Below are 12,671 nucleotides of genomic sequence, written 5' to 3'. Positions count from 1 at the left end.
TCTTCCCGCTCATAAGGGAAAACCCCTGAGGTGAAACGCGCTGAAATCGGGAAAGCATTCGCGAAGTAAGCCGCTTCTAATTGTGCATCTGCACAAAAATAGGAGAGGCGTGGGAGCGGCTGACCGAGGGCGGCTCGGGCGGCGTCGGGGGTCCGAGAAAAGGATCGGCCCGGTGAGAGGGGAGCTCACCGGGCCACAAGGAGGGGATGATGCGGTGCCTTCGCACCGCCACTGCTTTGTAAGGGGTAAAAGCAGTACAAACTGAAAGGAGGGGAATCTTTCGTTTGCAGGGCCTAGTATAAAAGTCGGCCTTGAAAAACGTGTGGTCGGGTCGTGTTGGTCTTGTGCAGCGGCGCTGAACGGTCGGTGAACGAGCAGGTCGCGCGCTTAAAGGCGTGAAAACGTCGAGCAGCGGGGCCTCCCGGGGCGCCGTTCGCGGGCGGAGCGGAGCCGTTCGTCTGCCAGAGCGCTCTGCCCAGGCGGGCCCGAAGCTTACGCAGGGCGCCCCGTGCGCGGGAACGTCCGCGCCCGCACGTCGCCGCGAGCGCCGCGTTTTGGTATCATGCAAAGCCGACGAAAGGATTCCCCATGCCCGATATCGCCCTGCGCTTCCACAAGGACATGCTCGTGCTGTCCGCCCCCGTCGCTCCCGTGCTCGCCCGCCAGGGCTTCGACGCGGAGCGCGACCTCGAGTACGCGTGCCTCGTTGAGCCGGAGGCCGTTCGCGACGCCCTGCGGCTGAGCCAGGTGGCGGGCGCCCAGTGCCTCGTGGCCTGCACGGAGGGGATCACGCCGGCGCGCCTCGCCCATCGCGGCATGGAGGATCGGGGGGGCGAGGTGGCCCGCGCCGCGCTGACGGCGGTCGCGCAGCTTTCGCCGCAGCACGTCCTGGTCGAGGTCGGCCCGTGCGGGCTGCCCCTCGACCCCTCGAGCAAGTCGTCGCTCAACGAGAGCCGCGACCAGTACGCCCGCGCGGCGCGCACGCTCTCGGGGCTCGCCTTCGACGCCCTCTTCCTGAACGGCTTCGCGAGCGCGACCGATCTCAAGTGCGCGCTCATGGGCCTGCGCCAGGTGTACGACGGCCCGGTGCTCGCGTCGGTGGACGTGGACGCGGACGGCATGCTGGACGGCGGCCGCGACTCGTTCGAGGACGCCCTCGGGGTCATGCTCGACTGCGGCGCGTCGGTTGCCGGCTTCGCCACGGCGGCGCCGCTCGACGTGGCCGAGACGCTCGCCCGGCGCGCGGCGGGGGCGGGCGGGCTGCCCGTGCTCGCGCAGCTCCTCGTGGGGGAGAACGCCCCGAAGCAGGGCGCGCCGACGCCTGAGAACCCCTACTACTGCCCCGATGTCCTCGTCGAGGCGGGCGTGCGCCTCCGCACGGCGGGCGCGCAGTTCCTCCGCGCCGCCGGCAACGCCACCCCGGCCTTCGCAGGCGCGCTCGTAGCCGCGAGCGAGGGCTTCGACGTCATCCGCCCGGACGTGGAGGAGTAGCGCCGTGCCCGCGCGCCAGAGCGGCAACACCGTGCGCAGCCCGCATCATGGCGCGCTGCAGAACGTGGTGGACTCCGTTTTCGCCGATCGGGCCCCGAAGGAGGCCGTGCGCCGCCTCGAGGTGGTCGTGATCGCCGAGGCGGCCGACCTGCCGGACGACCTCATGGAGATCGTCAACCTCCTGCCGCCGGGCAGCTACACGCGCCAGCGGCTCTGCGACCAGCTGAACTCCGCCATCGGAGGGCATGCCTGGGGCCAGGTGTACGGCACGGTCGAATAGCCGCGATCCCACGCCTCGGCGGCAACGCCAGCGCGACGGCGGCGTGACGCGCCGATGCCGGGAGCGTGGATAATCTGTGAATCGAGCATCGCTTCCTGTGTGGGGCGCCCTTCGCCGCGAATTGCCCCCTTGCGCGTCGTGGAGCGCGCGGGTACCATATGTTCACGTTCTAACCGACTACCACCACTACATGTTGTGGAAAACCTGGCGCAGAGCTGGTGGAAAGCCTGCGCATAAACGCGCGAGGCAGCTGATCGCGACGGAAAAAGCCAAGCAAACGCACAACGAAGAGAAAAGGACGGCAAGCATGGTCGAGTCCATTATCAAGCGCGACGGCCGCATGACCGAGTTCAGGCAGGACAAGATCGCCGAGGCGGTGGAGAAGGCCTTCCAGGCGTGCGGCGCCATGCAGGACCGCACGGCCGCCGAGGACATCGCGCAGAAGGTGGTGGACAAGCTCGAGGCCGGCGCCATCGAGGGCGTGCCCACGGTGGAGGGCGTGCAGGACCTCGTGGAGGAGACGCTCATCGAGTCCGGCTTCGTGCAGACCGCCAAGTCCTACATCCTCTACCGCGCCGAGCGCAGCCGCGCCCGCGACGTGAACAGCCGTCTCATCCAGACGCTCAAGGACATCACGTTCTCCAAGGCGAGCGAATCGGACATGAAGCGCGAGAACGCCAACATCGACGCCGACACCGCCATGGGCACCATGCTCAAGTACGGCTCCGAGTCGGCCAAGCAGTTCTACGAGATGTGCGTCATCGAGCCGAAGTTCGCGCGCGCCCATCGCGAGGGCGACATCCACATCCACGACATGGACTTCTACACGCTCACCACCACGTGCTGCCAGATCGAGCTGTCGAAGCTGTTCAAAGGCGGCTTCTCCACGGGCCACGGCGTGCTGCGCGAGCCCAACGACATCGCCAGCTACGCGGCGCTCGCTTGCATCGCCATCCAGTCCAACCAGAACGACCAACACGGCGGGCAGGCCATCTGCGACTTCGACTACGGCCTGGCCGAGGGCGTGAAGAAAACGTACCGCCGCCTGTACAAGAAGCACCTGGCCGAGGCGCTCGACCTGCTGGCCGACGGCGTGGTGGACGACGCCCGCGCGTTCGCCCAGGACACGCTGGCCGCGGTTGAGGAGCGCACCGGGCTCTGGGCCAGCCTCAAGATGGACGAGAGCTTCGAGGCCGCCGTGCGCGAAGCGCTCGTCGCGGCCGGCATGGATGAGGCTCTCGCCGACAAGGCGCTCGCCTACGCCGCCAAGAACGCGCTCGGCGACACCGACCGCACGACGTTCCAGGCCATGGAGGCGCTCGTGCACAACCTGAACACCATGCACTCCCGCGCCGGCGCGCAGACGCCGTTCAGTTCGGTGAACTACGGCATGGACACCACGCCGGAGGGCCGCATGGTGGTGAAGAACATGCTGCTGGCCACGGAAGAGGGCCTGGGCTCCGGCGAGACGCCCATCTTCCCCGTGCAGATCTTCCGCGTGAAGGAGGGCGTGAACTACAATCCGGGCGACCCGAACTACGACCTGTTCAAGCTGGCCATGCACTGCTCGGCGAAGCGCCTGTTCCCCAACTTCAGCTTCATCGACGCGCCGTTCAACGCGCAGTATTACAAGGGCACGCCCGAGACGGAGATCGCCTACATGGGCTGCCGCACGCGCGTGATGGGCAACGTGTTCGATCCCGACCGCGAGATCGCTCCCGGCCGCGGCAACCTGTCGTTCACGTCCATCAACCTGCCGCGCCTGGCCATCCGCTCGAAGGGCGACCTCGACCTGTTCTTCGACCTTCTGGACGCGAAGCTGGCGCTCGCGGTGGGGCAGCTCGACGAGCGCTTCGAGATCCAGGCGCGCAAGAAGGTGTACAACGCGCCGTTCCTCATGGGGCAGGGCGTGTGGATCGACTCCGAGAAGCTCGCGCCCGGCGATGAGCAGCGCGAGGTGCTCAAGCACGGCACGCTCTCGCTCGGGTTCATCGGCCTGGCCGAGACGCTCGTGGCGCTCACGGGCAAGCATCACGGCGAGTCGAAGGCGTCGCAGAACCTCGGGCTCGAGATCATCGGCCACATGCGCAGCTACCTCGACCGCCTGTCGGCCGAGCGCGGCATGAACTACGGCCTGATCGCGACGCCCGCCGAGGGCCTGTCCGGCCGCTTCGTGCGCATGGACCGCGCGCGCTACGGCTCCATCCCCGGCGTCACCGACCGCGACTACTACACCAACGGCTTCCACGTGCCGGTGTACTACGACATCAGCGCGTTCGAGAAGATCGAGATCGAGGCGCCCTACCACGCGCTCACGAACGCGGGCCACATCTCCTACGTGGAGCTCGACGGCGACCCGACGGACAACCTCGAGGCGTTCGAGGCCGTCATCCGCCACATGAAGGAGAGCGGCATCGGCTACGGCTCGGTGAACCATCCGGTCGACCGCGACCCGGTATGCGGCTACAACGGCATCATCGGCGACGTGTGCCCCAAGTGCGGCCGCACCGAGGAGGAGCACGGCATGGCCTTCGAGCGCATCCGCCGCATCACCGGCTACCTGGTGGGCACCCTCGACCGCTTCAACGACGCCAAGCGCGCCGAAGAAGCCGACCGCGTGAAGCACCAGATGTAACCGATTTTGGCATAAAAGGGGACAGTCCCCTTTTATGCCATTTTGAAAGGCCCCTATGTTGACTGCTCCCGCTTCCATACGCCTGTACGGCACGGCCCCGGACTCCATCGTCGATGGGCCGGGGCTGCGCTTCGCCGTGTTCGTGCAGGGGTGCTCGCATGGCTGCCCCGGGTGCCACAACCCCGAGAGCCAGCCGTGCGCGGGCGGGGAGGTGCGCGCCCTCGATGACCTCGTGGCCGAGATCGCCGCGAACAAGCTGGCGCAGGGCGTCACCATTTCCGGTGGGGAGCCCTTCGAACAGGCCGCCGCGTGCGCCGAGCTCGCCCGCCGCTGCCGTGCGCTCGGGCTGGACGTGTGGACGTACTCGGGCTACACCTACGAGCAGCTGGCCGCGGGCGTGCCCGACCCGGCGGCGCGCGACCTCCTCGAGCAGACCGACGTGCTGGTGGACGGCCCCTTCGTGCAGGCGCGCCACTCTTTCAGCCTCAAGTGGCGCGGCTCGTCCAACCAGCGGCTCATCGACGTCTCCGCCACGCGCCGCGAGGGCCGCGTCGTTTTGTGGCAGCCGCAGGAGGACATCCCGCTCAAACCGCCGTCGTGGTGAAGCGCGAGATGGGCGGCTTGGCTTCCGTGTATGATGTGTCAGCCAGCCTCCTCCCTTGCCTTGTGGACAAAATCGGGCTTCGGGACTGATTTCTCATTCGGAACTCCTGTATTGGCTTCTCGCCACCAGGGGTTTCTTTGTTCTTTGGCGGAATTGACGCGAAAAATTCAGTCCCGAAGGCCGATTTTGTCCACGATGCTATGAGTCATATATAAGAAGCACGGTTCGGGAATCGCAGAAGCTCGGGCTTCTGCGGGTGTCGTCGACGCGTCCCGCCGATGCCGCACGGGACTCATCGAACCCATCGCCGCAACGATTTGTAGTGACAATGTTCCAATCATATGATATATTAGAGCCAATCATTCGATTGAAAGGACGGCTCATGGGCGCAGACATCACTCCGGCGGAGATCAAGCGGATCCGCAGCAAGTACGGCCTCTCGCAGCAGGCGTTCGCGCGGCTGCTCGGCATCGGCGAGGCGAGCATGGTGCGCTACGAGAACGGCCAGCCCCCCAGCAAGGCGAACGCGAACCTCATCCGCGCCGCCGACCATACCGCCTTCATGCACGAGTGCCTCGAGCGCGATGGGGACTCCATCCCGCCCGCGCAGCGCGAGCGGGTGGAGAAAGTGGTGTACGCGATGGTCACGTTCGACGACGAAGGGGAGATCATGGATATCAACGAGATGTACATGCTCACGCTTGAGCAGGAGATACTCAACGAGAAGGCCGCCGAGATCCTTTCTGAGGTATCGCGGCTGTACCTTGAGGCGAAAGAGGATGGCGACGAAGCGAGCATGATGGTATACGACGATGTGATGTCGATGATCGCCGAAAGGAAGGGGCAGATCATCAGGGAAGTGGACGGGAGTGCGAAAAAGCTGGCGGAGATCCGCGGGGCTATCGACGGCCTCGCGCATTTCGCGCGGCTCCATGCGGCGAAGGCCGCATGATGAAAGACGATCCCGGTGCTTTCAGCGAGGAGGAGTTCGTCCGCGAGTTCCAATCGATAACGAAGCGTCTCGTGCTCGAATCGCGCTGTGCGCCGTCCGCGCATCCTCAGGCGGTTCTGCTCGGAGGGCAAAGCGGCGCGGGGAAGACGGCGCTTCACGAGCTCTGCGTTAAGGGCTTCAAAGGCGGCGGCATCGTCATCAACGGCGACGAGTACCGCTCGCGCCATCCTCGGTTCGCCGAGCTGGACGCGCGATACGGGCCCGAGGCGGTGGCGCACACGGCCGCGTGGGCGGGGCAGATGGTGGAGGCGCTGGTCAAATCCCTTTCGACCATCCGCTACAACCTGGTCGTCGAAGGGACGCTGCGCACGTCGCAGGTGCCGTTGCAAACGGCCGCGCTCTTGCGGGGCAAAGGCTACCGCGTGTCGCTCGCGCTCATGGCGGTGAAGCCGGAGATATCGCTTCTCAGCTGCCAGCTGCGCTATGAGCTTATGCGCCTGGCGGGCACCACGCCCCGCGCGACCGACCCGGCGCACCACAACAAGATAGTCGCCGACATCGTGGAGAACCTGGGCGTGCTGGAGGCATCAGGGCTGTTCGACGAGATCCGGCTCTACTCGCGCGAGAAGGAGCTGCTGTTCCCGGTGGAAGGGGAGGGACGGGCCGCCGCCGAGGCGCTCGCCGACGTGCTCTTCGGCCCCTGGACTTCGGAGGAGCTGGAACATCGCGCGTTCCTCCAGGCCAAGCTCGACGCGCTGCGGCCGCCCACGCCGTCTTCGGAGCGATAGGCGGCGCCCCTCTCGGTAACGAGGCCGTCAGGTTCGCTGCGGCCGTTTCATGGTAGGATGTTCTCATGGATCAGCTTCTGCACAACATCGACAGCCTTGTGCGCGCGGACTGGCTGAACACGGCCCTCTCCGTGGTGGTCATCCTCGTCCTCACCGCGTTCGTCGCGCGGTTCGTCACGCACTTCCTGCGGCGCGTGCTCAACTTCAACGAGGAGAAGGATCTGCCCTCTAGCTCCATCTTCGTCAACATCGCCCGCGGCGCCGTGTGGCTGCTCGGCATCTGCATCATGCTCGACACCAGCTTCAACGTGAACGTAAGCGCCGTCATCGCCGCGCTCGGCGTGGGAGGCATCGCCATCTCGCTCGGTTTCCAGGACACCATATCGAACCTGATCGGCGGCTTGCAGGTGAGCCTTCTGCGCATCATCAAGCCGGGCGACAACATCGAGGTGGGCTCCTCGCGCGGCGTGGTGAAGGACGTCACCTGGCGCCACACCACCATCAAGAACTCGGATGGCGAAGAGGTCATCATACCCAACTCCATCATCAACAAGACGGCGCTCACGCATCTGCCGCCCACGAACCAGGCGAGCGTTCCCATCGTCGTGGTCACGGACGGCGCGCAGCTGGACGAGCGGGCGCACCTGATAGAGCAGGCGGCATGCGCGGCGGCGCAGTCGGCGGGCAAGACGACGAAGGATCCGGCCGTGGCGTTCAGCGCGGTGGACGACTCCGGCTTCGTGGGATCCATCACGTTCCGCATGGCGGATAGCCGCGACAAGGCGAGCGCCGTAGACGCCGTCGTACGCGCGGTGGCGCCGCTCACGCGCACCGCGCGCACGACGGCAGGCGAGTCCGAGGCACACGAGGGGAAGGACGCATGATGGGATCCGAGACGCGTTTGACCGAAGGCCCGTTGCACGATGGGAAAGGCGCGCTTGCGCAGTGCGGCTGGGCCACCGGCCTGGTGCGCACGTACAGCCGCGACCGCGTCAAGGCCCCGAAATGGCGGCTCAAGGAATGGGACTACTACCTGGTGAACGACGGGGAGTTCGCCGTGGCGCTCACTATCGGCGACATGGGCTACGTCGGGCTCATCTCGGTCTCGCTCATGGACTTCGCGCAGGCGGCCTCGCACACCGCGAGCGTCGTCACGCCGTTTCCGCTCGGGCGCTTCAAGCTGCCCGCCGACTCGTCGGCCGGCACGTCGGCGTTCGAGAACGGCCGCGTGTCGCTGCGCTTCGACGTGGCCGACGGCACGCGCCGCCTCAAGGCGCGTTTCGCGCGCTTCGACGGAGACGACGACCTCGTCTTCGAGGCCGTGCTCGATGAGGAGCCGCGTGACACCATGGTCATCGCCACGCCGTGGGCGGAGGACCCCCTCGCGTTCTACTACAACCAGAAGATCGTTGCCATGCGCGCGCGGGGCAGCTTCAAGAAGGGTCTGCTCGTGCACGGCTTCGATCCGGACGAATCGTTCGGCCTCCTGGACTGGGGGCGCGGGGTGTGGACGCGCGACAACACGTGGTTCTGGGCCGTCGCGCAGGGCTGGCAGGATGGCTGCCGGTTCGGCCTCAACCTGGGCTACGGGTTCGGCGACACGTCGGCCGCCTCCGAGAACATGGCCTTCGTCGACGGCGTGGCGCACAAGCTGCACCGGGTGGACTTCGGCATCCCTGAGAAGTCGGGCGGATCGCAGGCCAAGCGCACGGCCGACCGCTACCGCCTCATGGAGCCCTGGCACATGACCGACGACGAGGGGCGGCTCGACCTCGTGTTCACGCCGCTGCTCGACCGCGTCGACTGGATGGACTACAAGCTCATCCGCTCCGACCAGCACCAGGTGTTCGGCCGCTTCGACGGCACGGTGGTCCTCGACGACGGCACGAGGTTCCCCGTGGAGAACCTGATGGGCTCCGCCGAGGTCATCCACAACGTGTATTAGGTTCCATCGGCCTGAGCGGCTACCCTCGCGCTCTACATCCCTTCGGCTTCGAAGCGCTTCTTCAGGGCCTCTTGGTGGATGCTGTACTGCAGTGCCATCTCCTTGGCCACGCGGCCGCTCTTCACCAGGTCGAACAGGCTCTGGTCCATCGTGCGCATGCCCTCGGAGGCGCCGGCGGCTATCACGCTGTCTATCTGGTGGGTCTTCTCTTCGCGGATGAGGTTGCGGATGGCCGTGTTCGTGACCATGATCTCGAAGGCGGGCACCACCTCGCCGTCCACGGTGGGCACGAGCTGCTGCGACACGATGGCCTCGAGCACCATGGACAGCTGCATGCGGATCTGGCGCTGCTGCGAGGCGGGGAAGGCGTCGATGATGCGGTCCACCGTGCCGGCCGCGCCCGTAGTGTGCAGCGTGCTGAATAGCAGCTGCGCCATCTCGGCGGCGGTCACCGCAGTGCCGATGGTCTCGTAGTCGCGCATCTCGCCCAGCAGGATGACGTCGGGCGATTCGCGCATGGCCGAGCGCAGCGCCTCGCCGTAGGTGGCGATGTCGGTGGGCACCTCGCGCTGCGTGACGATGCAGCTGCCGTGCTTGTGCACGTACTCGATGGGGTCCTCCATGGTGATGATGTGCCCCGCGCGCTCGTGGTTCAGCTTGTCGATGATGCAGGCGAGCGTGGTGGACTTGCCCGCGCCCGCCGGGCCGGTGACCAGCACCAACCCCTTCTGCAGGCCGGCCAGGCGCAGCACCTCGGGCGGGATGTGGTACTCAGCTGGGTCGGGCAGGCCGAACGGGATGACGCGGATGACCGCGCCGAACGACCCGCGCTGGCGGAAGATGTTCGCGCGGAAGCGCCCCACGCCCGCGATGGCGAACGAGAAGTCGTCGTCGTGGTTGCCGTTCTCCTCGAACCGCTGCATGCTGCGGCCGGACACTTCGTAGATGGCATGCACGAACGTCTGGGTGTCGGCCGGCATGAGCGGCGCGGTGTCCAGGCGGATCTGCCGCCCGCTCACCTCGTAGGCAAGCGGCAGGCCGGCGATGATGAAGATGTCGGACGCCTTCACGCCCACCATCTCGCGCAGCAGCTCTTCAAGTTTCATCTCATGGCTCCTATCGTGTTTGCGCTGCGCCCGACCACAGCGTCTCTCCCGCGCCGTCGTCCGTCCACAGCGTGGTCGCCTTCCATGCGGTTACCTTGTACGTCGCGTCCGCCTGTATCTCCAGCTCGATGTCGAGCGAACGACCGCTTTCCGTCGTGAAATGCGCGCTCACGGTCCGCCCGTCGAGGGACGCGCCCGCGGGGAGCGCGCCTTTCAGGGCCGAGAGCGCGTCGTCCAGGCCGCCGCCCTTCGCGCGCACGCCGGCGAGCGTCGCGTCCACCTCGGACGCGAGCTCCTGCGCCGCGCGCTCGTTGGCGTAGGTGTCGGCGGTGAACGACGCCTGGCGCTCAGCCGCCGCGTAGGTGGCCTGCGCCGTCGTCACCGCGAGCACGGCCATCACGGCCAGGCACAGGATGATGACGAGGGCGAACAGGCTGATGGGCCCGATGCGCACCGACCCTCTTCCGCTCGCGGTCATGCCGCATCGCCCCCTCGCGTCCGGGCCGCTCCGTCGCTCGCGTAGCGCGACGTCTCCAGCCGGTACACCTCGTCGCCGTCCCGCCGCACGGTGATGATGGCCTCGTACAGCGTGCCGCCCGCCATCTTCTCGCCCGTGACCTCGCGCTCCACCACAAGGCCGTCTTCGCCCTCGGCGGTCTGCGCGCCCTCGGCGGGCGCGGCCGCGAACTCCTCGGCGCTGTTGGTGGCCAGAAGCACGGCCTGCGTGAGCGCGCGCTCCTCCACGCCGCGGGCGTGGGCGGCGCCGAACAGCTGCATGAACATCGCCAGCGCGAACGCCAGGAACAGCAGCAGCACGAGCGCCTCCACCACGAAGGCGGTGCCGTGCCAGGCGGTGTCGGCCCGCCGGCGCGCGGCCAGCAGCGATTCGCGGGGCTTCGCCATGTCAGGCACCTCCCTTCACGCTGCGCAGCGCGATGCTGGCGTCGCCGTCGTCGGTCTGCACGACCAGCAGGCCGTTCTCGTAGGAGAACGCGAAGCGCTCGGACGCCACGATGCGCGTGGCCTTCTCGGGCGTGTAGGGCGCGTCGTCGAGCGCGTACTCCTCCACGATGAAGCCCTGGTAGGCGTAGATGCGGGTTTCGAACGTGCCGCTGTCCAGCCGCTCGGTGAGCACGAGCGAGCGGCCCTCGGGGCCCTGTCCCGCGCCCACCGCGTCCACGGCGTCGGCCGCGCGCACGCTGTTGGCGATGAGGCCGGTGGCCAGGCGCGAGGAGTCGGCCGCGTCGCGCACGTCCACGAGCGCGCGGTACAGGCCGGTGCCCGCCATGATGGCGATGAGCAGCGCAACCACGAACAGCGCGAACAGAAGCACCGTGAACAGGCGGCCGAAGCCCTGCCCGCCCTCGGCGCGCCGCGCGATGCCCCTGCTGGTCAATGCCTCCATAACCGCGTCCTCGCTCTGCTCGTCCGTCATCGCGGCACCACCACCACGCTCGGCATCACGTTGTCGGCGAACACCTCGTAGGTGATCACGTAGTCGCTGCGGTTCACGCGCAGCCCGTAGCCCTGCTCGAGGTGCTCGAGCGAGGCGGGGTAGGCGCCCTCGATGGCGCAGCACTGCTTCGCGCTGTCCAGGATGGCGTCGCGCACGGAGGCCGCTCCCTGCTCGCGCAGGTTCTGGCCGATGGCGCCCGCCGCGAACCATCCGCCCACGGCCAGCGCCAGCACGAGCGCGAGCGCCGCCCACCGGACGTTCCGGCGGCGTTTGCGCTGCTGTGCCGTTCGCTCGCGGTACACGGCCGTCCTCCTAGCCTATCGATCCCATGATGCCGATGAGCGGCAGCATGACCGACACCAGCGTGGCGCCCACGGCCACGGTGAGGAACGCCGCCAGCACCGGCTCCACGCCGTCCACCAGGCGGTCCATCCGCACGATGGCGTCGTCGAAGAACGTGAGCGAGAGGCGCCCCAGCACGTCCTCGGTGCTGCCGGAGCGCGCGCCGATGGTGAGCATGCGCGCGTACACGGGCTCGAACACATCGCCCTCGGAGATGGCCTGGGCCAGGCTCTTCGGCGCGGCCACATCGAGCATGGTGCCGCGCGCGGCCTCCAGCTTGGCGCGCAGCGCGCGGTGGTCCACCATGGCCACGGCCTCCTTCATGGCCGTGTCGGTATCGATTCCCGAGGCCACGTAGGTGGCGAGCGCCGACGTGAAGCGACTCAAGGCCAGCTGGTACATGGTGCTGCGCGTGAAGGGCAGCTTCTCGGCAAGCGACATGAGGCCGCGCCGCCCGCCTTCGCTGCGCATGGCCACGGCCGCCGCCAGCACGGCCACGGTGCACGCGAGCGTGATGGCGAGCGCCGCCCAGCCTATGCCGATGGCCGCGCTCACCGCGTTGAACGATCCGGCCACGAGGCCGCCCGCCAGGCTCTCGTACACGTCCACGAACACCGGCAGGATGACGGCCACGGTGAACGCCAGGATCACCGACATCACGCACAGGAGCGCCGCCGGGTAGACCACGCTCGAGCGCATCTTCGAGAACAGGCGCCCCTCCTCGTCGTAGTACACGGCCAGCGTGCGCAGCGTGGGCTCCAAGCGGCCCGACACCTCGCCCACGCCCACCATGTCCACCACATGGCGGGGGAAGGCGCCCGAGCGCTCCATCGCCACGGCGAGCGAGTCGCCGCCGATGAGCCGGGCGTACACCGCGTCGCAGGCGCGCTTGAACGGGCCGCCCGCCATGTTGTCGCCCAGCAGGCTCACCGCTTCGTCGGTTTGGATGCCGGCGGCCAGCATGATGGCGGCGCTTTCGCAGAACGCGCTCACGGCGCTGCTCTCAAGCACGGTTTCGGCCATAATCTCACTCGCTCCTTGTCGTCAAAGCACCCTCGGTCCCGCCTGCCCG

14 protein-coding genes are annotated in these 12,671 nt (G+C 67.5%); 8 read left to right on the top strand and 6 right to left on the bottom strand.

Annotated features, from left to right (window positions below):
• The first annotated feature begins 588 nt into the window (after positions 1–588).
• The 8 genes from FX134_RS07100 (at position 589) to FX134_RS07065 (ending at position 8,695) form a co-directional block, all read left to right on the top strand.
• On the top strand, positions 589–1,491 hold the full coding sequence (locus tag FX134_RS07100) for a homocysteine S-methyltransferase family protein (RefSeq protein ID WP_080799662.1): 903 nt from the start codon (positions 589–591) through the stop codon (positions 1,489–1,491).
• Between the two features lie 4 nt (positions 1,492–1,495).
• Entirely contained in the window at positions 1,496–1,771 is a 276-nt protein-coding gene (locus FX134_RS07095; RefSeq protein ID WP_080799659.1) for a hypothetical protein, read from the top strand.
• Positions 1,772–2,078: 307 nt separating this feature from the next.
• Positions 2,079–4,406, top strand: a complete 2,328-nt coding sequence (locus FX134_RS07090) for an anaerobic ribonucleoside triphosphate reductase (RefSeq protein ID WP_080799656.1) — start codon at positions 2,079–2,081, stop codon at positions 4,404–4,406.
• 58 nt (positions 4,407–4,464) lie between these two features.
• A complete protein-coding gene (gene nrdG, locus FX134_RS07085) occupies positions 4,465–5,010 on the top strand; it encodes an anaerobic ribonucleoside-triphosphate reductase activating protein (protein WP_080803873.1) in 546 nt (181 codons plus the stop codon).
• A gap of 382 nt (positions 5,011–5,392) precedes the next feature.
• The gene (locus FX134_RS07080) at positions 5,393–5,962 is read left to right on the top strand and encodes a helix-turn-helix domain-containing protein (protein ID WP_080799654.1); all 570 of its coding nucleotides are present in this window, start codon (positions 5,393–5,395) and stop codon (positions 5,960–5,962) included.
• Positions 5,959–6,750 carry a zeta toxin family protein gene (locus FX134_RS07075; protein WP_080799651.1) on the top strand — a complete coding sequence of 264 codons (792 nt, stop codon included), beginning with the start codon at positions 5,959–5,961 and terminating at the stop codon, positions 6,748–6,750. Before FX134_RS07080 ends, FX134_RS07075 begins: the two co-directional genes overlap by 4 nt.
• A 65-nt stretch (positions 6,751–6,815) precedes the next feature.
• Positions 6,816–7,634: a mechanosensitive ion channel family protein gene (locus FX134_RS07070; protein ID WP_080799648.1), complete on the top strand. Its 819-nt coding sequence runs from the start codon at positions 6,816–6,818 to the stop codon at positions 7,632–7,634.
• On the top strand, positions 7,631–8,695 hold the full coding sequence (locus FX134_RS07065; RefSeq protein ID WP_232050866.1) for a DUF2804 domain-containing protein: 1,065 nt from the start codon (positions 7,631–7,633) through the stop codon (positions 8,693–8,695). The genes FX134_RS07070 and FX134_RS07065 overlap by 4 nt, the downstream gene beginning before the upstream one ends.
• A 32-nt stretch (positions 8,696–8,727) precedes the next feature.
• On the opposite strand, the gene FX134_RS07060 is transcribed toward FX134_RS07065, so the two are convergent.
• Genes FX134_RS07060 through FX134_RS07035 form a run of 6 tightly spaced genes read right to left on the bottom strand, consistent with a single transcriptional unit; the run spans position 8,728 to position 12,622 of the window.
• Entirely contained in the window at positions 8,728–9,801 is a 1,074-nt protein-coding gene (locus tag FX134_RS07060) for a type IV pilus twitching motility protein PilT (RefSeq protein ID WP_080799642.1), read from the bottom strand.
• A gap of 10 nt (positions 9,802–9,811) precedes the next feature.
• Positions 9,812–10,279: a FixH family protein gene (locus FX134_RS07055; protein WP_080799639.1), complete on the bottom strand. Its 468-nt coding sequence runs from the start codon at positions 10,277–10,279 to the stop codon at positions 9,812–9,814.
• On the bottom strand, positions 10,276–10,704 hold the full coding sequence (locus tag FX134_RS07050; protein WP_080799635.1) for a hypothetical protein: 429 nt from the start codon (positions 10,702–10,704) through the stop codon (positions 10,276–10,278). The genes FX134_RS07055 and FX134_RS07050 overlap by 4 nt, the downstream gene beginning before the upstream one ends.
• 1 nt (position 10,705) lies before the next feature.
• Entirely contained in the window at positions 10,706–11,206 is a 501-nt protein-coding gene (locus tag FX134_RS07045; protein WP_080799632.1) for a DUF4860 domain-containing protein, read from the bottom strand.
• 26 nt (positions 11,207–11,232) lie between these two features.
• Positions 11,233–11,559 (bottom strand): hypothetical protein, encoded by a 327-nt coding sequence (locus FX134_RS07040; protein ID WP_080799630.1) that lies wholly within the window; start codon positions 11,557–11,559, stop codon positions 11,233–11,235.
• 10 nt (positions 11,560–11,569) lie between these two features.
• The gene (locus tag FX134_RS07035) at positions 11,570–12,622 is read right to left on the bottom strand and encodes a type II secretion system F family protein (protein WP_080799627.1); all 1,053 of its coding nucleotides are present in this window, start codon (positions 12,620–12,622) and stop codon (positions 11,570–11,572) included.
• Positions 12,623–12,671 lie beyond the last annotated feature (49 nt).

The sequence above is a fragment of the Arabiibacter massiliensis genome (assembly GCF_902386925.1).
GTDB classification, from domain to species: domain Bacteria; phylum Actinomycetota; class Coriobacteriia; order Coriobacteriales; family Eggerthellaceae; genus Arabiibacter; species Arabiibacter massiliensis.
Note: the sequence above shows the minus strand (reverse complement) of the source record. Positions and strands in the feature narration are given on the sequence as shown.